16 protein-coding genes are annotated in these 25808 nt (G+C 42.8%); 5 read left to right on the top strand and 11 right to left on the bottom strand.

Annotation, left to right across the window (positions count from 1 at the left end):
- Positions 1-110: 110 nt before the first annotated feature.
- Together P2W71_RS12405 and P2W71_RS12400 are read right to left on the bottom strand one after the other, a co-directional pair.
- Positions 111-884 (bottom strand): DUF2490 domain-containing protein, encoded by a 774-nt coding sequence (locus P2W71_RS12405; protein WP_276371418.1) that lies wholly within the window; start codon positions 882-884, stop codon positions 111-113.
- A 2-nt stretch (positions 885-886) separates the two neighbouring features.
- On the bottom strand, positions 887-1795 hold the full coding sequence (locus tag P2W71_RS12400; protein WP_276371415.1) for a hypothetical protein: 909 nt from the start codon (positions 1793-1795) through the stop codon (positions 887-889).
- Positions 1796-2032: 237 nt separating this feature from the next.
- Between P2W71_RS12400 and P2W71_RS12395 the strand changes: the two genes are divergently transcribed.
- From P2W71_RS12395 to P2W71_RS12385, 3 genes are all read left to right on the top strand, one after another.
- On the top strand, positions 2033-2710 hold the full coding sequence (locus P2W71_RS12395; RefSeq protein WP_276371412.1) for a response regulator transcription factor: 678 nt from the start codon (positions 2033-2035) through the stop codon (positions 2708-2710).
- Complete coding sequence (locus tag P2W71_RS12390; RefSeq protein WP_276371410.1) at positions 2707-4008, top strand: HAMP domain-containing sensor histidine kinase; 1302 nt, start codon at positions 2707-2709, stop codon at positions 4006-4008. The genes P2W71_RS12395 and P2W71_RS12390 overlap by 4 nt, the downstream gene beginning before the upstream one ends.
- Positions 4009-4082: 74 nt before the next feature.
- On the top strand, positions 4083-4520 hold the full coding sequence (locus tag P2W71_RS12385) for a PepSY-like domain-containing protein (protein ID WP_276371408.1): 438 nt from the start codon (positions 4083-4085) through the stop codon (positions 4518-4520).
- Between the two features lie 296 nt (positions 4521-4816).
- On the opposite strand, the gene P2W71_RS12380 is transcribed toward P2W71_RS12385, so the two are convergent.
- The 8 genes from P2W71_RS12380 to P2W71_RS12345 form a co-directional block, all read right to left on the bottom strand.
- Positions 4817-6115 (bottom strand): acetylxylan esterase, encoded by a 1299-nt coding sequence (locus P2W71_RS12380; RefSeq protein ID WP_276371406.1) that lies wholly within the window; start codon positions 6113-6115, stop codon positions 4817-4819.
- A 70-nt stretch (positions 6116-6185) separates the two neighbouring features.
- Positions 6186-7961: a sodium:solute symporter family protein gene (locus P2W71_RS12375; RefSeq protein WP_276371404.1), complete on the bottom strand. Its 1776-nt coding sequence runs from the start codon at positions 7959-7961 to the stop codon at positions 6186-6188.
- Positions 7945-10428, bottom strand: coding sequence for a glycerophosphoryl diester phosphodiesterase (locus tag P2W71_RS12370; protein WP_276371403.1), 2484 nt, complete (start codon positions 10426-10428; stop codon positions 7945-7947). The genes P2W71_RS12375 and P2W71_RS12370 overlap by 17 nt, the downstream gene beginning before the upstream one ends.
- A gap of 100 nt (positions 10429-10528) precedes the next feature.
- A complete protein-coding gene (locus P2W71_RS12365; protein ID WP_276371401.1) occupies positions 10529-12802 on the bottom strand; it encodes an FAD-dependent oxidoreductase in 2274 nt (757 codons plus the stop codon).
- Between the two features lies 1 nt (position 12803).
- Positions 12804-14819 (bottom strand): glycoside hydrolase family 2 TIM barrel-domain containing protein, encoded by a 2016-nt coding sequence (locus P2W71_RS12360; RefSeq protein ID WP_276371398.1) that lies wholly within the window; start codon positions 14817-14819, stop codon positions 12804-12806.
- An 84-nt stretch (positions 14820-14903) separates the two neighbouring features.
- Positions 14904-16412 (bottom strand): RagB/SusD family nutrient uptake outer membrane protein, encoded by a 1509-nt coding sequence (locus tag P2W71_RS12355; protein WP_276371396.1) that lies wholly within the window; start codon positions 16410-16412, stop codon positions 14904-14906.
- A 25-nt stretch (positions 16413-16437) separates the two neighbouring features.
- Complete coding sequence (locus P2W71_RS12350) at positions 16438-19479, bottom strand: TonB-dependent receptor (RefSeq protein WP_276371394.1); 3042 nt, start codon at positions 19477-19479, stop codon at positions 16438-16440.
- Positions 19480-19827: 348 nt separating this feature from the next.
- The gene (locus tag P2W71_RS12345) at positions 19828-21567 is read right to left on the bottom strand and encodes a hypothetical protein (protein WP_276371392.1); all 1740 of its coding nucleotides are present in this window, start codon (positions 21565-21567) and stop codon (positions 19828-19830) included.
- A 236-nt stretch (positions 21568-21803) separates the two neighbouring features.
- On the opposite strand from P2W71_RS12345, the gene P2W71_RS12340 reads away from it, so the two are divergent.
- A complete protein-coding gene (locus tag P2W71_RS12340) occupies positions 21804-22979 on the top strand; it encodes a substrate-binding domain-containing protein (RefSeq protein ID WP_276371390.1) in 1176 nt (391 codons plus the stop codon).
- A 216-nt stretch (positions 22980-23195) separates the two neighbouring features.
- A complete protein-coding gene (locus tag P2W71_RS12335; protein ID WP_276371388.1) occupies positions 23196-24077 on the top strand; it encodes an AraC family transcriptional regulator in 882 nt (293 codons plus the stop codon).
- 21 nt (positions 24078-24098) lie between these two features.
- Here the strand turns inward: P2W71_RS12335 and P2W71_RS12330 are convergent, their stop codons facing one another.
- Complete coding sequence (locus tag P2W71_RS12330; RefSeq protein ID WP_276371386.1) at positions 24099-25796, bottom strand: DUF885 family protein; 1698 nt, start codon at positions 25794-25796, stop codon at positions 24099-24101.
- Between the last annotated feature and the right edge of the window lie 12 nt (positions 25797-25808).

The following is a 25808-nucleotide window of genomic DNA, read 5'->3' as shown; positions in this document are numbered from 1 at the left end:
GAATACGCAATTGTGATAGCCGGTCCTGGCTTCAATGCGTTATCTCCCATTTCAAGCCTTTTAAAGTTAAGATGTCAGAGAATCTTGATAGGAAACCAATGTATTGGAACTCACTTCTTTGTTCCAAAAGGATTTGTAAAGATTAGGTCGATTCCCACATGCGCAGCGTATTCACCGCTCGCCTTTATTTGGTGCATAATACCTACATCGGTTGATAAAAAATGATTGAAGGTATGCCTGAAATATGTCGACAATCGGTTTTCAGTAAACGAATAACGAGTCCAATCATACGTGTTTTCTTTTCTTTCACGGTCTGTTGCGGTGAGAATCTCATTGGCAACAATCAATTGATTAGCACCTGAAGGACTTAACGGTATGGACACCTGCGCCTTTAACCGGAAGCGAAGCCCTCTATCGAGTGGACTCCATCGATGCCCACGGTCGGAATAAAAAAGTCTCAGCTCGGGGCGTAATGAGACAGTGAGTTTGATTTTATTAAAATTCTCATTGAAGTAAAATCTCAGATAATAACGATTTTCAATTTTTATACGGGGGTCATCTGAAAGAAACGGATGCTCCGCTTGGTATTCATTTTGTCTCCGATAGCTGGCGCAAAAAGACAGAGACCATCGGTCACTGATTTCAAATTTTGTCTCCTGATTTAAAATAAACATCGCCTGTTTCTGTGTTAAGAGAAAGTTATCTGGATTGCTTTTAGTGGAATTACCTGCATATGCGGAAATACTCCAACGCTTCGATATCTCCTGATTAATCCCTATCGCAGACCAGAGCGCAACATTTGTATCATCAAGGCCAGGAGGGGAAATCTGACCATACGATTCAACAGTAGATGCAGCGATCAAAACCCAAAGAACGAACTTCACAGCTAATTTTTACTAATATTTTTTTTCAAAGAATACAAATACAATGACGATGGTTTTTTCTTTTTCATTTCACTCAAGGTGTAAAAGCCACTCCCATCTCTTTTCCATGTGATTGACTCTCCTTGTGGCTCTTCAACGTAGGGAATTTCCACGGGCTGTTTTTTCAGAAGCGTAATTAATGGTTCATCTGAGGTGTTCTCCCAATAATATATGTGCTGATAATTCTTCATTAAAACATCACCACTTGCAGCCATGTAATCTGCAGCAACGATTTGATGAAGTGGCAAAGAAATTTTCTTTTTAGCTACAACCGTATCCTTTGCCATGTCTGAATATTTCAACTCGTAAACATAAACCGGGTCCTCACGCTTTGACACAACATACAAGTTCTTCGTGCCGGAGTCTATCATCAATGACTCAGTATCTTTAATACCATCATCAAGCTGGAAGATGATCGTATCAAAATCTGAAATCACTACCACTTCAGCATTCGCACTATAAACAGGTTCTTCAAAGCGGTAAATATATTTATATGGATATACTGCATTATTGTCGCCGATATCACCGACGTAAACATATGTTTTTGATGCATCGGGCCCGGGTCCGACTGCAATATCTTCCCAGTCGCGATTCTTAATGCCGGCAAGACGAAAAGCAGATTTGATATTGAGGCTTTCATCGAGTAGAAAAATCTCAGCATCGTTGCCGCTATCATTGTGCGTCCATAACATATCTTTATTGGCGATGCTTGTCGCTAAACCCGATACTTCTTTTAGTTTCTTATTACGATGTTGCGATAATACCTTCCCCTTTTCAAACTTGTCAGTTACTTCATGATTTTTTATTCCTTGACTGCAGGCAGCCGCAATAAAAAGCACAAGCGGTACAAAAATTAAATATTTTACCTTCATAGCGTTATTTCATTATGATTGATTCCTAATGTTCTGTTTTCGGGACAATCATACGCTGCAAAACCGGAAACATTTGGGAAAGGAATTAACATGATCAGCACTCTCAAACATTTTCAATTTTTTTGTTTTTACTGGGAGAATCATTCTTTGAGCTATTCAACCAGGAGGATTCCCAAATGTTTCCGGATTTTACTTTTACTTTGCTCGCTATATTTGATTGACTGAACCGCAGGTCAAATGAAAATACTACTGATAGAAGACGAAGCCGAAATGCGTAAGGTGATAATTGAATCACTCGAAAAAGAGCGGTTTCTTGTGGAGACGGCACACGATTTCCATGCTGCATGGGATAAGATCAGCACTTACGACTACGATTGCATATTGCTTGACATTATGCTTCCCGGAGGTAGCGGCCTCTCGCTATTGGACGAACTAAAAAAAATGAAGAAGCAAAAAAGCGTGATCATTATTTCAGCGAAAAATTCCGTCGATGATAAAGTGAAGGGACTTAATCTGGGCGCCGACGATTACCTGGCGAAACCTTTTCATCTGGCAGAACTCACTGCCCGTGTAAAATCTGTGATCCGAAGACGCACGCTTGAAGGTCATGCTGTAATTGAGTTGAAAAATGTTAGCATCGACATGGACAACCATACTGTGCATGTGCAAAATCAACCGTTGACGCTCAATCGGAAAGAGTTCGATATTCTCAGCTACTTTGTTTCAAATAAGAACAGGCTCATCAACAAAACAGCTTTAGCAGAACATATCTGGGGTGATCATACTGATCAGTCGGACGACTTTGAATTTATTTACTCACAAATCAAGAATCTCCGGAAAAAGTTAAAGGATTCAGGAGCGGATCTGGAAATTCAAGCAGTGTATGGACTCGGGTATAAACTCGTTACGGATTGAAACTACAAAATCACACACTCTCATATTTATCCATTATCCTATTGCCGGTGATCGGCGTTTGGGCAATTATTTTTTATGTGAATATTTTCGATGAGATCTACGATAGCATTGACGATGGACTGGAGAATTCAAAAATACTTATTCTTGAAAAAATTCAAACCGATACCACGTTACTGCATCGGAAGGATTTTCTGGAAAGCAATTATGCCATTCATGAAATTTCAGCAACTCAGGCGGCTCATTTTAAAGATGTCTATCTGGATTCAACGCTTTACATGCAAAATGAAAAAGACTATGAACCTGTTAGAATATTAAAATCCGCATTTAGAGCCTTTGATGGAAAATATTACCAACTGGAGGTGGTTTCTTCTATGGTGGAAGAAGATGACCTCATTGAAGATCTTTTCTACTCTATTATCTGGCTCTATCTTATTTTACTTGCGGGCATCTTGGTCGTTAATAGTTTCATATTAAAAAGAATTTGGAAACCATTCTATGAAATACTTGACCGACTGAAATTTTTCTCCCTTGACAAACGTGAAACCTTGCCGGAAACAAAAACGACGGTAACTGAATTCAACATGCTCAATGAAACGGTTTCATCGCTTTTGCAAAGAACAGTCCATACATTCAACAACCAGAAACAATTCATAGAGAATGCATCTCATGAATTGCAGACGCCGTTAGCGATTACCATAAACAAACTGGAGTTACTTGCAGAAAAATCCAATAATGAAACACAACTTCAGGAGATAGCATCCATTATAGAATCGCTTGAACGACTCACGAGGTTGAACAAGACGTTGTTGTTGCTATCGAGAATCGAAAACCAACAATTTACAGAGCAAAGTTTAGTAGGCTTTAATGAACTATCGGAGCACCTGATGTCGGAATATGCTGACTTGGCTGCATACAAATCCGTAGCGCTTTCTATCAACCATGAGGGAAATCTAACACAACAAATGAATCCGGAACTTGCACAGATATTGGTTTCCAACCTTTTAAAAAACGGGATACTACACAACCACGCAGGTGGTACGGTAGAAATAAAAATTCAGTCAGGCGGAATATTTATTGAAAATACTGGAAACGCTGTTAAACTGGATGAGTCGAGGATATTTGAAAGATTCTATAAGAACACCGGTGCCAATACCTCCACCGGACTAGGTCTGTCTATCGTGAAGACAATAACAGACTATTATCGATTCGGGTTAAGCTATACTTACAATGGTAAACATCAGTTTGCTGTTCGAATCCCTGCCTCCGTCAAAAATATCGGAACAGGAATTAAAAGTTAAATCACATCTTGTTTTTCCAACTTGTTTCCGGATTTCACTTGTACTTTTGCTCTTATTAAAAAAAAACAAAAATTATGAAAACATTAATGATATCATTCGTCTTAGGCGGACTCGCGCTTACCTCCAACGCACAGGATATACCTAAAAGCCAGGTACCTTCACTTGTACTCAACGCCTTCCAAACGAAATTCGCAAATGCCACAGATGTGGAATGGGAACTAAAAGGAGATGACTATAAAGCGGAATTTGAAATTGGAAAGAGGGATCACGATGTATGGATCGATAAAAGCGGAAACATCAAAAAGCATAAAGAAGATTTTCCTAAAAGCGATTTACCTGCCGCAGTCAAACAAAAACTGGAAAGCGAATTCTCCAACTACAAAATTGACGATGCAGACAAAATAGAGATGGACGGCAAAGTTTATTACCAAATCGAGCTAGACGGCAACAACGAAGAGCGCAAGATATTGCTCAGTGCCGATGGTAAGGTGGAATCAAATAATGTAGACTGAAGTGAAGGTGATCGGTAGATTGGTAATCGAGTAATCGGTAATCGAGTGATCAGGTGTCCGGTAGTTTGGGTAAGCTTATGAGTATGCAAAGGCGTATTAAAATAACGGCCTCTTCGATAAAGCAAACTTCAACACTTCGAACTTCAACACTTCTAGAGGTGATCAGGTCGTCGGGGTCATTCGATAAGGTACTGGGTTCTTTAAAAAAAAGTCTCTTTCATATAACAAAACTCCAACACTTCGAACCTCAACACTCCAACACTTATTTTTCACTTCGAACTTCAACACCTCAACACTTATTTTCCAAACATCTTCAATATCCATTGATCAACTTTTTCCCGTTGCTCGGGGTAAGTCCAGTGGCCGGTTTCAAGTGCAAGATAAAGTTCACGAGGTGCATGAATGACATTATAAACTGCATACATAGAAGTTGGCGGGCAAGTTTCATCATTGAACCCCCATGAATAATAACCAGGCACTTTTATGATCCTCGCGAAATTAACGACATCGTAATATTTGATCGTTTCAAGTTTGCCGGCTGTGTTATGGAATTTCGAATTGTTCCGGTCCAGTAAATGTGGCCATCCTCCTGCCCTTCCGTGAAGATATCCGGTGAAGTCTGACAAAGCCGGATAATATGAAGCAAGAAATTTTACGCGCGGGTCGAGGGCAGCCGTAATAATAGAAAGCGCTCCCCCCTGACTTCCACCTGTTACGGCAAGATTCCCATCGAACTGAGGAAGTGAAAAGATAAAATCATTGGCACGAACACAACCGAGATAGACGCGCTTGTAATAATAGCGATCACGGTTGTCTAAATTGAATGTGTAGTATTGATTTAACGCCCCACTCCCGAGGTCGGTATATACTGGAGGGTCCATCGTGACCGGGATGCCGTGAATACCAATCTCAAAAGTTATGACACCCTTTTGGGCCAGTGTAACGTCACCGTTATACGCACGAACACCTGCACCAGGTACTTTTAGCATCGCCGGATATTTTCCGGTTTTTTTCGGCACGCACAAAATACCATACATACGCGACCCGATGCGGTAATTTTGAAAGCTGACGTGAAAAACATCAACGGTCTCGGTACACCTTTCAGGAAGCAGTGTCATCTTTGTTTCCATGGGTATTTTCGCAGCTTCACTTTTAGCGGTCTCCCAGAACTGAACGAAGTCCCCTGGATTTTCTACGGTAGGTTCAATCTTCAAGGGGTCGATTCCAGCGGTTGCAAGTCCCCGGTACATTTTGCCATCAACAAATGCTGTGACGATGCAACGAACAAACCCCGGTTTTTTTAACGAAAGACCTTCAACGGAATGCGTTCCATTTTTCAGGATAATTGAATCCTTGGCCACAGGCTCCATCTTCTCCGGCCCGGCCTCATATTTAACTGTGACATTCTTAATGGGATTCCCATTCCGCAGAACCGTTATACGAAAGTTTATTTTCTCTCCGGATTTGTAACTCCAGTCATCATGATCGGGAGCAACAACAACTTTCACTGCCTGTTCCGTAGGCTGAGCATGTGTGTGGAAGGACAAACCGATTAGAAATAGAAAATAAACAAGCGGTTTTAGAGTGGCGTGCATATGGTTTAGATTTTTGACAATTTACTTTTTTCAAAGTGTTTTGCAAACGAAGTTGCACATGAGCGGAGACTTAAGATACTTTATCACGTTCCATCGGATTAAAGTCAATGGGTCGCTTTTTATCCTTGAGGGTACGTCGTTTGAACATCAAGGCGCCGACAACCATGATCAGCCCCCCTATACAGGTAACGATGATTGTACCGTTGTCGGCGATAATACCAAGACCAATGATAATTAGGCTGACGAGCAACAACGTTATGGCCAACACCCTTATTCCGTATTGGTTCGCATTATCATTAGCAGCAGGTTCATTGGTTTGTGTTAATTCCATCAATTTCAATTGTTCGCGGTAGAAAACGTAATCCGGATGTATCGGTAACATCGCCCGCGCCCAAACTTCATATACCAGCAGAAGTAGGAATGGAAAAAGCGCGCCCAACAACATTTCGGTTGACCGTGTCAAAGATATACCGGCAATTAGCGGAAGTAAAAACTTGCAGAAGAGATTTACAACGAGACTTATTAACGTACACATCCAGATTGATTTTCCATTATGGCGTTTGGAAAACAACGCCCAGATTGGAGGTCCATAAATAGAACACCCGGTTACTGCGCCAATGGTCAACACCACCTCTACTATACCGCCAACATAAGGCACAAGCAAAGCAACCACGATCGTAATGATGCCGAACACAACGGTAGAGGTGCGCGCAATTGTCATTAAAGTCTTCTCAGAAGCGGCAGGTTTCAATGGTCTGTAGACGTCGTTCGTAAATACTGCTGCTACAAGATTGAGTGTCGTGTTAACAGAACTTGCTGTAGCAAAGATCATTCCTCCTAGCATCAGACCCAACATTCCGTTTGGCAAAACAGTTTTACACATCAACAGGTACGCTCCTTCATTTTCCATCCCTGTCAGATCGGTACTTACTAACCGGTACAGCATCGGCGGAAGCATCCAGATCACGGGACTAATGATGTACAATGCACCAAAGAGGTAGGCAACCTTGCTGGCGTCACGTTTCGTATTGACCGTCGTATATCGCTGCACGTATGCCCAGTTGCCTCCAATAAAAATCATGTTGTAAATAGCGAATGCAAACAAAAACCATCCATTATATTCTGAGTGCACCAAATCGAAAAACGATTCCGGAGACTGTGAAATAAAGGCATCTACTCCCCCGACTTTTTCAAATGCCAGCGGAACAACGATCACTACAGCGGCAGTAAGTATTACAAACTGTAGAACATCTGTTATTACAACGGCCCACAAACCACCCACAGCTGTATATATGATCACCATTAAACCCAGCACCACTATTGAACTATTGATGGAAAAACCAGATGAAACATTTACCAGTTTAGCTACCGGATAAAGGAAGGCACCTGTATACCCCAGGGAAAGAAATAAGATCAGGTAAGTATAATATCGCTGCGTATTCGCACCAAGTCTCTTTTTGATAAACTCGCCGGCTGTTAATATTTTTGCTTCTTTCCATCTCGGCGCAATGTAAAGGCCGATCAAGAATCCACCTATAGCCATCATCCATTGAATGCTAACAGCAACCATTCCGTGTTTGTAAGCAATTGAACCCCAAACAACAAATGTACCTGCGGAAAAAAAACTCATGAACAACGAAAGGCCATTAATCGGCCACGGAACATTACCTCCCGCAGCAAAAAATGATTTCATGTCCTTTCCCTGGTTTCCAAACGAAAGCCCTGCCACAAGTATTAACAAGGAAAACAAAACGATAACAAAAATGTCAAGTGGATTCACCGCTCTTAAGTTTTTTTGATTGGGGAAAATATTAGGGTTGTTCTTTGTTTCATTGATAAGTGACACGGAAGACTTTTAATCCATAAGGATCAATTTCAGTCTGCCATGTTCCCTGAGGTTCCAACTGTCCCTGTCCAGTAACATCATGAACCGCGCTGATTTTTCTTTCTTTTTCAAATAATTTTAGGGTAACAGATTGTTTTTCACCAACGTCATTTAACAAAATGATAAACACATCTTTTTCAACGGATTCCGCGAGAATGTATTCAATGTTGGGATTGTCAACATCGACAATTGCTTTTGATATAATAAGCTTTGCCTTTTCACCAAAAACATTTCCCGTTTCAAACCCGTAAGACTGATGTGGCCCGACTTTAGGAGTAACAAAACCTCTTGGAAAAATAATCTTTCCTGCTGAACGTAATTCAGCTTCTGCCATCAGGTAATCCATAATCCATCCGATCTGCCACCAGGCATGGTGGGGATATGGACCCGCGCCCCTACCCATAGCGTTCCAATAATACGATGCAACTTTTGTTTTGTTGTCCAGAAAAGCATCACGACCAATGGCGGCAGCACGTGCCATTGTAATAAATAATGAATCGCCAGTGATATTAAACATTCTTACAAATAATCCAGCATGACTGGCAAGTTGAATTGGGCCATGGCGTTGCGCTGAGCCCATGATACCACCGTGTTCAAAACTTAAACCCGCCTGGGAAATTTCCCAGTCTTCCCGGGTATTATCTTTTACCGTCTTAAGAACTGTTGAAGGTACTGGATGCGTGTAGACTGACGTTGTATATATTCTGGCAGCAGCAATAGCTGCTGCCTTATATTTTTCATTGCCTGTGATGTCAAAAAGATCCAGCAAAACCTGAGCAGTCTGGGCCGTAGCAAAGTCGGGTGCATACCTTGCGTCTCCACATACACCTATGAAATGACCTTTATTCACGCTGTGTTCAATGAGCCAGTCTGCCCCTTTAATCGCACCGGCCAGATAACGTTCATCTTTTAGAATACGGTACGCGACTACAAGACCATAAAATGTTGGACGCAGATCTTTAATGTCTTTAAAAAGTGGTTGTTTCGTTTTACGATCGTATGCAACTTCCCAATACCCATCTTCATGCTGCCACTTCAATAGTAATTCAGCACCATGCCTGAGCCGCTGATGAAGTTCCTGATCTTCCGGCTGAAACAAAAGAATATTTCCAAGATCGAGCATGGTGTAGTAGGTAAGACTTATAGGTTCGATAAAATCACCCCATTCCTCTACAAACGTCTTTCGTTTTGCGAGATAGTATTGACCCATAGCGGCACCGTTAAAAAAGCCCGGTTTGTCTTCTTGCTGAACGAGCTTGAAATTGCGAGCATAAGGCAACACTTTTTCATTGATTGCCAAATCTCCGGTAGCCTTACCCAACATCCACATGGCGCCATAATCAGCGTTTTTCATGGCATCTCCCTGTGAACCAACGACGCCACCCAGGTATGACTGCGCGCCAATGGTGCGGCCTTCATACTCTTCAAGATTCCACATGGACGTTTTCGGATCTGTCAGATAGCTATGCATCGCTTCGATTCTTTTTGTCAGCGACGTTTGATTCCTTCTCAACTTGAGTTTATCAGAAAACTGATACACATCATTGATGGCATGATCAAGGTTATCCATCCAGTATCCATTCCTTACACTGAACCTGAATTCCACTTTCAGTGTATCCCCAGCGGCAAGCTTCGATCCCTTTTCGCCTAGCACAGGATAATACAACGTCGGTGATAAAACGCCTTTCCTGCTCATGTGAGAAAATGCTGTGTTCCATTTTAAATGCGTATTCTGATCCTTCTCCCAGGGATCTCTGGTAAAGCCAGGTTCAACGGTCACCGCCACGCTCAGACTATCCTTGATGTCGGCAATGCTCGTTGGTGTAGTCATACAACGGTCTGGATAGATCGCAGGAAACGTTGGTATGCCCTGACCATATGCGTATGCAAGGACAGAATCCGGTTGCAAGGCGGCGCCATGAAAATACCCAGGAACAGTAGCCCAGGTAATGTCACCCGTGGCAATGTTCACCAACGACGGACTTGTCGTTGAATAAAAACCAGGCTTTTTTGCTATCAAGCTCTGGTTGACGATAATATCGTTTTTATGTACCGGGTCCACATTCCATTCGGCACTTACGATAGCAATTTCATTTTCCGATTGCAGCAAGATACCGTCTTGTGTCTCTGATATTCGGCTGGGGAAAAAATGATAGGCCTTTCCGGCTGTATTCATTGATACCGCAGATGTCGCAGCCTTCCAGGGTTCTTTCTGATAACGGTAAATTTCCTCCGGAAACACCACGCCTGTATTAGCGTGCATGGTGATAGAAGTCGAGTCGGGCTTTGTTGCGCTGAACAAAATGGTATGTTCTCCCGATGCACCTTTTACGACCTTCCAGTCATTGTTGCGCTTCACTTTTAACGCTTTAATTTTCCATTGTTTGTCAACTTCCTCCCACTCGACACTTAAATTTTCAGAAGCCAACCTACGGGTTTTGCTCGTATTGCACGCCGTTAAAATGAAAACAGAAAAAAAAATTAGGAATGTTAATCTCATATGAAAATAATATACTTAACTATTAATGTTAGAAACACCAAACGCCAAAGACAGAAGCAGGAATGTCTTCCGCAGGATGATCAACCTGGATGATCAGCTGTTTAGTAATGACTGGGTCATCGAATTCGATTATGTTTCGTGTCTGATAATTATTATTCTTTTCAAAAAGAATTTTATTGCCATCTCCAATGATCCTGTAGCTTCTTACGCAGAAAGGCATAATCGATTCTGGATGGCCCATCAATACCGTCTCCATGGGATGATCAAAATCAGTATCAAAACTCAGAACAATTTTACGTATCGTTTTTTTCGTTTCCCAATTGAGCCTGAGCTGTGGCTTGTCGTCATGCAAGTCTGCAACCCATGCGTTAGGCGCCAGAACAGGTCTGTCCACTCCATTGATCACATTACCAGGTGAAAAACAATCCAGCGGAGGATTTATTTTAACTGCAATGTTCTGTCCCTGTGGCCTTCGTTGCGGACACCAAAACTCAAATGAATCTACCCCAATCCCATCGGGTGGTGTTTGCTTTCCGTAGTTTGAAACGGCTTCGTTGACGAGATTGAATACAGATAAGATCCCGGTAATTCGCTGAGCTGAAAAATGCAGGTGTACCCGAGGGTTTTTCTTGAATAATATGAACGCGTACCCCTGATCGTCGAGTACGGTTTTGAAATTCAGATGTATACAGTTCCGGCCTGGCGACATACTGATGCTTATTGCTTCATGAAATCGATCCGGAGTAAAGCTTCCGCTTCGCTCACATGTGCGCAATTCCACCTGCAACACGGTCGACTCATCCGCCTCGGCGTGAACAATCAATTCAGGTACTTTGCCCTTCTTGAAGGGTAACAGCTGGCCGGCGGCAGGATCGAGTGTTTTCAGGATGCCACCTTCAGGAAGTTCTGCCAAAACAAAATTACTGCTTGCATCTACATGCGCCTTTGCCGCCAGATTCTCTGGTGCTATTACCTCTATGGCCGGTATGAACTGCCCTGACATTAATAAACGCTGTTGCATTTCCTCAAGTACCTGCTCACTGATCTGCCGGGGCAACAGATTCCTTTCTTTGCAGAGTGCGGCAGCTATTCCTACCGCTTGTCCTCCATATGCACTTGTTCCCATTACCCGCGACGAACCAAATGCAACATGGCTGACACTGATAATTCTTCCCGCAAGAAAAAGATTGTCGATGTTTTTACTATAATAACAACGATAGGGAATAGAATATATACCCTTGCTATGCCACTGGTTACACCCTGGGCGCTCACTGAATACACCATCTGCAGGATGGAGGTCAACAGACCAGCCACCGTAGGCAACTGCATCCCGGTGGAATCGCTGTTCGATAATATCTTGCTGGGTAAGTATATAGTCTCCTTCAAACCGCCGGCTTTCCCGCTTTCCTGGTATCGTGCCAACCCATTCCAGCGTCAGGTTCTCAGCTTCTGGAAACAAACCCGAATTCTTAATGTGATTCCATACCCCATAGACTACACGCCACAGTTCCCATTTGATATTTTCGGTATCATGAACAGTATCCAACCTTCCCCCATATTCAATCCACCATAGCTGGCAGCCCTGTTCGCTAGCGTTGAATTTTTTGTAACGTGGTATTTTCGTGATATCATCCAATGCGAATGAAGGTGGAACAAAATTTACAGGCCTGCCCGTATCTTTTGTATAAAAGTATATGGAATGACCCAACAACTCTCCGTATTCATTGTCTGGAGCGAACAATTCACCGAATTCTTCCCTTGATTCCGCTCCCATTCGAAAGGCGGCACCAGCCAGGAAACCTACAACGCCGTCACCGGACGCATCACAAAACAAGGGTGCTACTAAGTTATACGCCGTGGAGTTTTGACTGCAAAATGCTTTCAGTCCTTTGATCTTCGTGCGATTAAATTTTTCAACTTCTATTACTGCAGTATTTAATAACAACGTGATATTTTTTTCATTGACGACTTTATCCAGCACGACGGTGTCGAATATGACGGCATTACCTTCGGGATTCCGATACATATTCTCGACAAGTATTTCGTCAATCACGCCGCCCTCACGTGCCCACCGGTTGTTATTTCCCATGTGTGACGTTGCTCCTAATACCCATAACCTTATCTCGCTGGAGGAATTACCACCAAGCACCGGTCGATCCTGAACAAGAACTACTTTCATGCCTTCCCGGGCTGCGGTGATGGCACAACAAGTACCCGCCAGACCTCCTCCAGTTACAACCAGATCTGCATGTATAGTTTTTTGGAGAAAACTTCTCCGTTCTTCATTTTCTGATTTGATCATTTCAGTTCTGCATTAACCCATTACTATTCAACACTTTTTTCAGAATGACAAAACCTCCGGGTTTCACCAGTTCGATAATATTCTCTTTATTGCCAACGACGGAAGAAACCTGTTCAGGAATTATTTTGGATTCTCCTGGCTTAAGAACACCAAGCTTGAAAGCATTGCCATTGATACGAAGTTCATAGTTGTGTAACACATATGAAGGGAAGTCGGCGCGGGCGTGAACAGTTATCTGAAGTTTACCGGATACATTCGCAACCTGAATGGTAGCCGGTGAAAATTGCTCCTGCCATGTTACATACATTTCACGCAACTGGCGATTTGCATCCACAAGTCCCCAATGACGATATCCATCGATGTTAGTTCCGGGATAAAGACTCTGGTAATCATTGAAAGTCCAGATGGAAGCGCCAATCAAAAAATCACATTTTCTGAAATCCGCTACAGCTTTGATTAAATGTTGTATACGCTCATCCTCACTTTTAACATGATCAGCGCGAATCCCAAACTCACTGACATAAATAGGCTTGTAAGGATATAGTTCGTGAATATGTTGCAAGTGTTTCAAGTGATTACCGTATATATTGGCGCTGATGAAATCAACATATTGAGAAGCTTCATCTTCAGGCTTCTTGATAACATCCCGGAAAACCAACATACTGGCGAACGTCACCAAACGCGAAGGGTCAAGTTCTCGGGAGTAAGCAATCATGTCCTTTGTCCACGCCTGTCCCTCAGGTGTACTCGACTGATATTCATTGCCAACGCTCCATGCAATTACTGAAGGATGATTCCAGTCCCTTTCGATCATTTCCCGGAACTGGCTTTTAAACTTCTCTCGCATGACGGGATCTGACATTTGCTGCGGTGTCATTTGCCAGTTACCTGCTTCAAGTATAAGTAACATTCCATGTTCATCTGCCCAGTCCAGCAATTCAACGGAAACAGGATAATGACTGATCCTTGACAATTCCATGCTTCCATTCTTGATCAACGTAAGATCCTTTTCGAGGATTTGTTTTGGATCCATAGAACCAAAACCGGGATAATCCAGGGGACGGTTGCACCCTCCCATACGTACAGGCTCCCCGTTGAGAAGAAGTTTTGTACCGCTTATTTTCACCGACCTTATACCAAACTTCTGTTTCACAGTATCAAATCCACAAATCAACTCAGCTTCATATAATTCCGGTGTATCGAAGCTCCATAATTTCACATCTCGGCGAAGGAGAATCGAGGTTTCAAAAACAGCTTCCTGGCCCGGCAGAATATCCTGTTTGTCAACCTTGTATTTAACCTGCACATTTTTTCCTGCCTGGTATAAGTTGACACGGACATCTTGCTTTGCCGCTAGAGAACCGGAACTATTTTTGACGAAGGCCCTAATGTCTATCCTGGCAGTTTTGCCAGTGAGATCAGGCTCTGCAGATATTTTTAATTTTCCCAGATAAACTTCTGGCCGAAAGATAATTGATACGTTCCGGGTTATTCCTCCATAATTTATCCATGGATAAACCTGGGCGCTGCTACTCGTTTCATAATTAACTTTTGTCTTGGCACCTGGAATTGTTGTAGTATCCCAAGCGTTAGTCACCCGTATGGAGATTGTGTTTTCGTTTTTAACAATCTCGCTGATATCGAACTCAAAGGGTGTGTAACCACCTTCATGCTCACCTAGCTCAGTTCCATTCAGCCACACTGTGCATTTATAAAAAACAGCTTCAAAACGAAGAAATGCACGCATGCCTTTGCGCAAATTTTCCATTTTAAGTTGCCGAGTATACCAAACATCTCCAGTGAAATTATGGTAGCGTCTATCAACGGAAAAGCTATGCGGCACATTGACTTTATCCCATCCTTTTGGTATGAAGTCATCTCTAAACCATTGCTGGTCCTTGCCAACGGATACAGGATCTAATGCGAACGACCATTCACCATTTAATGACATCGTTCGTGGGAACTGTGCTAAAAGAAAATGAGGTAGCAGAAGAAATAATAAGAATATCTTTTTCACTTGTCTTTTGTTCTGTGTCGATCAAACTTAAGAAAAGGGGGGACTGATCTGAGGATCAGCCCCTGCCCAACCCAAACCAAATAATTACTTCCACGGGTCGTTTTGCGTCAGTACAGGGTTTGCATTTAATTCATCCTGTGGAATCGGAAAGTATTTATTACGCGCTTGTGGTGTACGTTGTGGGTACACATTATTCACGGCGGATGGTATTACCGTTAGGAATTTATCAGTCCGGGTAAGATCATACCAGCGGTCCCCTTCTGCAAACAACTCCCACGAACGTTCCTGGAGGACAGCTTCGATAAAACTGTCTGAGTTTAATCCGTCCTGCAATGGTTCAAGACCAGCACGACTGCGAACCATGTTAACATACTCATAGGCCAGTGGTGTAGCTCCGTTTAGATGAGCTTCAGCTTCTCCCGCGATAAGATACACATCGGCCAGTCTGAAAATAGGAATGTTAATGCTGTTACCGGAGACCGCTAGTGGATCTTGGTACTTTTTAACAAGCACCCCCTGCGTGGTAATGGGTGTAAGGTTCTTCTGTGGCACTATTGCCCCGCCGTTATTTACATAAGTTGTATCAAGTAACAAGCGGCGCTCATCATCGGGATCAAACGATGTAAAAAAAGAATAATATGCAAAGGTTGATCCATAGGTTGGTCTTCCATAATCCCTCCCAGCATTGTTTGGCGGCCCATAAAGTCCTGTTAATTGGTGTCCATAAAAAGTAGTCGATCCAGAAACCGTTGTTGATGATTCCGCTTCGTACGAAAAGATGTTTTCAGTCCTTGCCGCATCTTCACGTGTCACATTAAATACATCACGAACATCATCCAGCAGTTTTAAATATGGATTGGCTATGACTGCCTGTGCGTTGGCCAGCGATAGCGCCCATTTTTGGTTATACAAGGCAGCTTTTGCATATAATGCATGAGCAGTTTCCTTCGAAGGCCGGCCTTTCACAAGTGTTGCTGAATGAACTGGCAGTCGCGCTATCGCTTCATCAAGGTCCCTAAAAATCTGTGCATATACTTCGTCAATAGAACTTTTTTCAACAAAAGCTTCCGCTTCGGTTAGGCTGGCTTGAATTTTTATAGGTATCTCACCAAAGTTTTTCGTCGCCATCCAGTGATAAAATGCTCGAAGAAAATATGCCTCACCAATGATCTGCTGCTTTCTACCGTCATCCATGGTAGCAGCCTCAGCGCGTTGAATGACCCAATTGGATTTTTCAATGCCATCGAAACATGATATCCAGATCTGTTGCGGCGATTCGTATAGGCGGCCCGCAGCGCGCTGAGCAATGTAGTTTACATCGTATGTAAAAAGCGTTAATGTATTTCGCGACACGGCTACACGCGGATAAACCTGATCAGCACTGAAATCGGGAACCATCACTGCCGCCGGTCCAGAATAAAGTCCGACCAATGGTCCATACGCTGCAGCTATCGCAGCCTCCGCGTCAGAGGCAGTCTGAAAAAAATTCTCAGTATATATGGAAGAATATACTTCTTCCTCAAGTTCGCATGATGTGCACACTAACGCCAGTGCAAATGCGATTGAAAAGACATTTTTTATGTTATTAGTCATAAAGGATATTAATTTTCAGTTGAACTTAAAAAGTAAGCTGTACGCCTCCGATAAATGAACGCGCGGATGGGTACACGAAATTATCTACCCCTATCGTTGTGTTTGATCCCGCAAATGTATTTACCTCCGGATCGAAGCCACTGTAATTGGTGAGTGTAAATAAATTATTTGCGCTGATATAAATTCTAGCTCTTGAAATATGTTTGATCACTGGCAATACATATCCGAGCGTTATGTTCCGGCAGCGCAAGTAGGAACCGTCTTCTATAAAGCGATCGCTGATGGGAAGACGTCCGCCTTGCAATGGGCTGGCAAATTCATTACTTGGGTTAGTTTCCGTCCAACGATTTGCCACGCCCTGAAGGACATTACGCTGCCCAAGCGGGTTTTCAAATGAGGCACGGCTTACATTATAGATTTCATTGCCATAGGTTCCCGACAGAAACACACTCAAATCAAAGTTTTTCCATTGTAAATTGGATGAGAATCCGTAGATGAAATCCGGATTTGGGTCCCCGGTAATAACTTGGTCGGCAGAAGTTATCACTCCGTCTCCGTTAATATCCTTTACCTTATGGCCGCCAATGCGCCCATCTTGTCCTGGAATTATGGTTTCACCCGTTTGGTAAATTCCATCAAACACATAAGTCTTAAATACTCCTAGCGGTTCACCAACCTTTAGTAGCGTATACGTTGTAATGAATCTTTCCGTGGTTGTGCCGCCATCAATATTTGTCACCTCATTTTTGTTTACAGAAATGTTGGCATTTACCCGCCACTTCACCGGGCCATCCAAAATATAGGCCCCTGTAGAAAATTCAATTCCCTTATTTTCTATGTCACCCAAATTGGTAGTAATGAACTGGTATCCTGAAGTAAAAGGCAATGCTTTATCAACCAAAAGATCTTCTGTTTTTTTGTTGTAGACGTCTACTGTAAAATTGAGCCGATCTTTTATAAGACTTATATCTACACCAATGTTTGCCTGTGTTGACTTTTCCCAACGAAGATCGGGATTTGAAATTCCCAGCGGACTTATGCCTTTAGCCAGTCCGTGGTTGAGGTGATAATTGGCACCAGTAGCCATCAGCGACAATGATTTATAGGGATTAATGGCGCCGGCATTTCCTGTCATGCCATAGCTCACCCGGAGTTTCAGATCCGATATGAGTTCCTGATTTTGCAAAAACGGTTCTTCGATAATCCGCCAGGCTGCAGAAGCTGCCGGGAAATATCCGTATTTATGGTTTGCGCCAAACTTGCTGGATCCATCGGCGCGCATGGTAAAATCGATGAAGTATTTATCCCGATAACCATAATTCACCCGACCCATGTATGAGTCGAGTCGTTCCTTACTGCGGTAACTTTGCGTGGCGACCGTTTGCGCAAGTTGCAGTGCCTCGTTGCTCGTTACATCATTTGGAAAACCATTTGCCGATATAGAATGCGATCGATAATTGGTACTCTGCGTTCCGTAAACAGCCGTAAATTTCAAACTGTGTTTTTCTGAAATTAGTGTTGAGTAGGTTAAGATACTTTCATGCAACAGCACATCGGTTTTTGCAGTACCCTTCTGAGCTGAGCCGGAATTTACGTTACGGTCGCCTGTGGCAATTATATAAATGGGCGAATAGTACTCGCGGTCATCATCCTGCATATCAGAATTAAATGAAGCACGGTACGTTAGTCCTTTGGCGATTTGAGCGTCGAAGTATACATTGGTAAGTATACGGTCTATCTTTTTTTGATTAAGAATACTTGCAATACCTAACGGATTAGTGACTTCACGATAGCGACCACCAAACTGTTCTCCAAAGGGAAATATGGTACCATCATCGCGATAAGGTTTCAATGTGGGTGGCGCTCCTATCGCCGCACCGACAATACTTGAAGTAACGACGGCAGCATCACCTACATTTGTAACACCTGTGATCGTGCCATCATTAACGTTACGGCTACCCATGATGCTCGTGCCCACCTTGAATCGTTCGCTGATTTTATGGTCGAGATTTACCCGAAGGGAATAGCGGTTAAAAGATGAATTGATGATTGTTCCTTGCTGATCAAAGTAATTCGCAGATAACGCAAACTGTGTCTTTTCATTACCGCCTGTAATGCTTAACTGGTGATTTTGAATCGGCGCATCACGAAAGATGATATCCTGCCAGTTAATGCCTTCGCCTTCTGCCGGAGGATCAGCGTATAGTGCAGTTTTGTAAACATCGTTTTCAAGCTGGGCATATTCCGCAGCGTTCAATACATCGAGTGTCTTTGTGTTTTTCTGCACGCCATAGTAGCTCTCGATGGAAACATTTGTTACACCATTTTTCCCTCTTTTTGTGGTAATCAGCACGACACCGTTGGCGCCCCTGGCACCATAGATCGCAGTTGCCGAAGCATCTTTCAAAACTTCCACAGACTCAATATCGTTGGGATTTATCGTAGCAAGTGGGCTCACATCGGTGATACCGCCGCCGTTAGAGACTTGTATGCCGTCAATTACATATAATGGCTCTGACGTTCCATTGATGGAATTTGTTCCTCTTACCCTGACACTGATATTTCCGCCGGGAGCACCCGAATTCTGTGTGATCTGAATACCAGCAACTCTTGCCTGCAACCCTTGGGCTACATTACTTATGGGCAACTGGTTGATCTCTTCACTTTTGACGGAAGCAATGGCTCCTGTGGTTTCGATTTTTCGTTGGGTTCCATATCCCACCACGACGATTTCACTGAGTGTTTGAAGATCAGGAGTAAGCTGAACATCAATTTGTGTTTGTGCTCCTACCGTGACCTCCTGTGTTTGATATCCAATAAAGGAGATCACAAGCACGTCCTCTGCTCGCAGGTTATCAAGCACATAAATTCCATCGGTGTCGGTAACAACACCACGGGTGGTGCCCTTTACCAGAATGTTTACCCCTGGTAAAGACTCTCCTGTTTCAGCAATAATCTTTCCTGATACACGCTGGCCCTGCGCCTGAGCACTGATAAAGTGTCCGATCGAACAAATCCAAAGTATCAGCAAACATGCTAATCGACTTGGAGTAAAAATTTTTTTCATAGGCTGGTTTTATTACTGGTACCAAAATAGAATGCCGTTTCGAAACGACTATAGTAATCGATTGAAAAGTAAAAACAATAAGTACCGGGAACGCTTTCGGAACCGGTCACGATACGTTTTTAAACTATTACAGGGCAACATTTTTTTAGAACTGAAACATAACTGGCTTATTCCCTGGCTTTTTAAAGGAACCTTAGATCACAACGTTTGGCTATACATTTAAGAGCTTCAGGGACATTTCGTAGTCGAAAAAAAAATAAACGCCTCCCGTAGATAAGGCAGGAGGGTTTCTAGTCTACCATCTAAAATTGGTTATCAGAAAAAGACAAATTACAGGTGTGACACGTATTAATATTTACTGAAAAATTCATTTTCCCGATATTGTTTGAGCATGGCAAGACTAACATTCCATGAAGCGTTCCAATTGATCCAGCCTTCGGGATGCCGGTATTTGCCATCAGGGTTATAGGGATACATTTCCGAGCCTGGTGACGCATCAAGGCCACCTCTGCAAAATTCCAGACGCGCACACACATCCAACTTATAGCCTATTGGCCATCCCCGCTCAACCAGCTCGTATCCCTTCTCCGGCCGATGAGAAGCAGCAGCCATTTTTGGATTTCGACCAAAAAGATTGTCGATATGCGCATAGGCCACTTCTCTAATTCTGGCTTTAACATGTTCATCCTTGACGACGCGATAAGCAGCAAGTGCACACGCTGGAAACCCCGCGAGATTACCCGTTTCATTCATCACCGGAATGGTCCAATGATCCTGCAAGTCATATCGTCTGAAATCCCACATATTATCAGAACGGGACACAACTGTCTTTGCCCATACCTCAATTTTTTGCTGCAGGCCTTCGGGTGCATGCTCCGGCATTTTCTCAAGAAACCAGACAAGATTGAGGATGGTTTGAAATTCACTTCCTCGTTGTCCTTTTGTTGTACCAGGATGGTTCCAGTCAAGGTGTTCGATGATCCATCGCGTTTGTTCCTGTGCTGCGGCAAGAAAGGTTGCTGATAGCTCAGGATATTTATCCTTAACAACTTGTGACATATACAAGTTGGGAAGGATCGAGTGACCTGGAACATGTCGCCCCTTATAAGGATGCAAGTCCTTGTCAAGTTTCCATTCGCCAGCGGCTTTATCCGGATCCGTGTATGTTTTGGTGTCCCATAAAGGATCAACGCCAAAGCTTCCGGAAGCCTTCCAATGTGTCAGCGCAAAATGCAGGCACTGGTCATAGAAGGACTGCGGAAGCCACCGGTTCAACTTCAGACGATCCCATGCGTACAGCAGATGCGAAAACTGCTCAACGACTTGGCTATGGATCTGGCGAGGTGCAGGATCAGCCGAAGGATCCTTCGTATAAGGTTTCATCAAATAAAATCCCAGGCCCCAGTGGATCAACTTTACGATATCAGGCGCATCTTCATGAGGAGCTGCCAGTTCTGTATAATATCTTTTCACGGACTCCATGACCTGGTCACTTTCTGGATTATTTGCATCGAATATAAAACCGCTCGACAAGATCCGTTGTTTGTCATCTTCCCAGTTGATCTGTTTCGTCATTTGTTCAAAAAACGCCGGATCAGCTCGATAGAGCCAAATGAGTGATGGAACTTCATAGGCATAATAGACGCCGTCACGCCAGGGACTTCCCCCATAAGCACTTGGATGGCTACCTGTTACACTTCGGCTATCGACCATAAAATTCAATGCACTATTCCAGAACTGCTCCTGGTAAAAATTGCGCTCTATATTGAAAGGAAAGGATGTTTCAGTGCCGCCTTTCAGCACTACCACAAAATCTTTGCCCTGCGCATTGAAAGCCGTAAAATCACCGATGTGGTTTTTAACTTTAGCCTGAAAAAGATTTTTTGAATCGTTTTTTTTTCGAATCACAAATACTGCACCATCACTGGTGAGCGGTGCTGTAAATCTTTTGGGTGCATCAGGTTCAAAACCAGTTTGATTTAGAATTACCGGTTCATGCTTATTTACTAAGGCCTGAAAGGATGCAAGTATTAAAATGGATGAACCCAAAAATAACTTCAGAATAATATTGGTCTTTCTGTTTGTCATGGATTTAATAATGAACAAGTGTTAACGTTTAGCTTAATGAAGCCAACTGCTTCGCCAAAATAGTAATCGAAATGGTAAAGACACTTGTTTTTGAACTTGTTATAGCCCCATGATCTATCGGGAACGCTTTCGGAACCGGTCGCGATATCTTTTCTTCAACCGCCAAATGCCGGCGCTGCAATCCTTTGCATTACTGGGTGCATCTTGTTATTTTTCGAGTCCCTAAGGGAACATTGATGATCAAGTGTGTTAAATGCAATGAGGTGGATGCGATCGCGAAAGCGGGCATAGTCCGGGGCAAACAACGATACCATTGTGAGCATTGTGATTATTATTTTACGCTTCCACTTGTAGACGCTGCCGCTGAAAAAACTCCTACGCGCAAGCATCAGACCACGATCATCGATATCGCCAGGACGCTTCAAGTCTCTAAATCGACAGTATCCCGGGCCTTGCGTGGACACGCTGATATCAACCCCCAAACAAGACAGGCAATATTGGAACTTGCCAAAGAACTGGATTATCAACCCAACCTCCTTGCGTATGGATTGGCCAAAAACGTGAGTCTCACCATTGGCATTATTGTGCCGGAGTTCATCAACAGTTTCTTCCCTTACGTAATTATCGGTGCCCAGGAAATTGCAAATCCCCGTGGTTATCATATTCTGATCTGCCAATCAAATGAATCGCATGCCATTGAGATCGAGAATACAAAAGTACTCATGGCAAGCCGGGTGGACGGCATCCTTGCATCGCTTACTGGAGAAACACCTGACGTAGAACATTTTCGGAAATTTGAAAAAGCTGGTATCCCCGTCGTTTATTTCAATCGTGTATGTGACAATGTAAACGCCTCAAAAGTTATTGTCGATGATTACGAAGGTGCTTTCAAGGGCGTAGAACATCTGATTGAAAACGGATGTTCTAAAATTGCGCACATCGCCGGGCCGCCAAATCTTATGATTAGCAAAAATCGTCTTCAGGGGTATGTGAATGCCCTGAAAAAGCATAACCTTACCGTTGATGAGTCCTTAATTGTTAGGACCAACCTTACCACTAAGAGTGCTACAGATTGCGCACGTCATCTTTTTTCCATGGCTGACCGACCAGACGCGGTATTTTGCCTGAACGATCCAGCTGCAATTTCAGCGATGCTTGTAGCGAAAGAACTTAAAATTAAGATTCCTGACGATGTAGCGTTTGTTGGATTTAGCGATGAACCTGCTGCTGCACTTATGGAGCCGGGTCTTACTACACTAGCTCAGCCAACAAATGAAATTGGCAAAACTGCCATCGGTCTTCTTTTTGATCAGATGAACGCATCCAGGGAAACATTTGAGCACGTCACAAAAATTTTACAGACGAAACTGATCGTTCGAAAATCATCGCTACACGGAGTAACTAAGATTTAGCAGCAAACCCTTGTCCAGGAATTCACAGAATTTTTTTCATAACAATTAAACCCGGCTTCCTTAGCAGCCCAATATTCACGCGTTTGTATACCTCACCGTAGGGTAAATCAATATTGTGGGTTGACCTGAATTAACCATGTCTGATATTATATTACCAGGATAGTTGACACTCCCCGTAATTTTTTGAATATTTAATACCGAACCAACTCCTCTTATGTGAAGATTCTACCATTTAAAATTCCAAAAACTTCCCAGGAATCATTCCGGTTGCAGGAAGATCATGAGAGTCATTTTTATGATTATCTCCATCAGCATCCGGAGGTTCAGCTGACACTGATCCTCAGCAGCGAAGGAAAAGTAATTGTCGGAGATTTCGTCGGTACATTTAAACCCGGGGACATTTTTTTGGTTGGCCCAAATCTGCCACACGTCTTTCGAAACGATAGTAAGTATTATGCATCAAATAAGGACGGGCAGGCGCACTCTTTTTCTGTTTTTTTTGAATGGCAAACCTTTGGAGATAAATTCCTGTCTCTGCCGGAGCTCGCGCACTTGCAAGAGTTTTCTAAATTATCCGAACGTGGCCTCTTTATCCAGGAGCCTGTAAAATCTCGGATATCACAACTCATCAAGCGAATGTTTAAGAAACAGGGAATGGACAGGTTGATAGTCCTTCTCAAAATTCTGAACATTCTGTCTGAATATAAGCATGTGGAACCACTCGCTTCATCAGGGACTTATAATGATTTTGATGAGATCGATGGAAAGAAGTTAGCGGACATCTACCGATTTACAATGAATGAATATCACCGGAAGATTTCATTGGAAGAAGTTGCCAGCATTGCCCATATGACTACTAATTCGTTTTGCCGGTACTTCAAAAAAAGAACACGGAAATCCTATATCGATTTTCTTACAGAAATACGGATGGGCCAGGCGAAAAAATTATTACAACAAAAGAACCTTAGCATCTCACAGATATCCATCGAAGTTGGATTTAATAACCTCTCTAACTTCAACCGAAAATTCAGGGAAGTATGTTCCATTACGCCGACAGAGTTCCGAAAAATACAGGAAAATAAAGTTATGGACAGTTAAAAATTCAATTCAAAAATCTTTTTAAAGTTTGATAAACTTCCAATTGGTCTTGTAATCTGCTTTCAACTCCTGTTCGAGAAGAACGGCCCTGATCATTTCGATAGGAATGCAATTTTCCTTTAACACAGCATCATGAAATTCTTTTTCAGACATCTTCCCGGCAGTCACGATTTCTTTTTTCAACTCATACAATTGCAAGCCACCAATCATGTAAGCGATCTGGTATAACGGGCCATATCCACCCATAAATGATCTGCGAACCTCAGCCTCTGCGTTGGCATACTCATGTCCGACACGGTTCACTAAAAAGTCAATGCATTGCTGCGGTGTCATTTTTTCAAGGTGGTAATTCAACGAAAAAATTATCCTCGCACAGCGATGCATTCTCCAGAACAGCATTCCTATCCTATCCTCAGGACTTTTCGCAAAACCTTTATCCCAAAGATTCATTTCCCAGTATAACGCCCAACCTTCAATCCAAAAAGGAGTCTCGAAAATTGCGCGATAAGGCTTGTATCTTCTTTGCATAAATTGTTGAAGGTGATGGCCGGGAATGAGTTCGTGTTGCACCGTAGCTTTTGAAAAATGTGGATTGTTTCCGCGCATGCTCATCATTTTCTCACGGTGTTCCATGGTGTTTGTCGGATAAGAAATAATAATTTCTTCGCCACCCAAAAAGAAAGGATTTATCTTTTGAGCCGCCGGAGACATCATACGCGTGCGCCACGTTTCTTTGGCTAAAGGAGGAATGGTAATCAGATCCCGTTCTTCCAAAAATTTTACGGCATCTTCCGCCAGTCCTACAACCATCGCAGGCTGATCACCGGGTGCGACGTAACTATTTTTTACCCTTTCCAATGCTGATTTCCAATCATCACCAAAGCCCATCTCTTTTGAAGCTTTTAGCATTTCGCTATCACACCATGCAAATTGTTTTTGAGCAATGGCAATTAACTCTTCGGGCGTGTAAGGAATAAATTCTGTTTGCAAGCTTTTTATTATTGCCTCTCTTCCGATGGGCCTACCAATAATACCGCTACCGTCATCTTTTACTGAAGTGTTCTTAAAGTTCTGCTTCAGAAAATCGGCATATAAAGTCATAGAAGAATCGAGAACAACAAGAGGTCTTTCTGTCCACCATGTGAATAACGGATCGTAATTTTTATAAAAATGGAAGGCTTCCAGCATTCCCTTCCGCAACGAAGTAATAATTTGATAGGCCTTATCTGCTTCTTGCCAGCTGGCAAAGGGCAAACCACCTACCTTTTTTTGGTTCGCTGAAAGTGACCTATTCATATCGTCAAACATCTTCGCTGTTTGTTCGGCATTTACCTTTCTACCTCCCGCTCGCTCGTTAATAAACTTATAAATCGGATCCGCGAAATCAATCACATGTGCTACTGCCAGGAATTCTTTCTGCTCAATTTTCAGAAAGTACAAATCTTTTTCGACTTGATTTTTTAACAGAATATAATCAGCTTTTTCATCTTTCGAGAGATTATTAAAGTTTACGGCTTTTAGTTCATTGTTGAATTCATCATGATACTTCACCATCCGGTTATAAAATTCAGCAGACTCGTTTACCGGATACTTTCTGTAGAGCGCATTCTTGTCCTCGCCGTATTTATGAATTAAATTATATACTTGTTGTGCATGAACGACATGTACCAAAAGGACAATGAGCAAAGAAAGAAATCCCTTCACTTTAAAATTTTTCATACTTTCTTCATG

The organism is Chryseolinea sp. H1M3-3, from assembly GCF_029360725.1.
Lineage (GTDB): Bacteria > Bacteroidota > Bacteroidia > Cytophagales > Cyclobacteriaceae > Chryseolinea.
The sequence above is the reverse complement of the archived record's forward strand: the minus strand, read 5'-3'. Positions and strand labels throughout refer to the sequence as shown.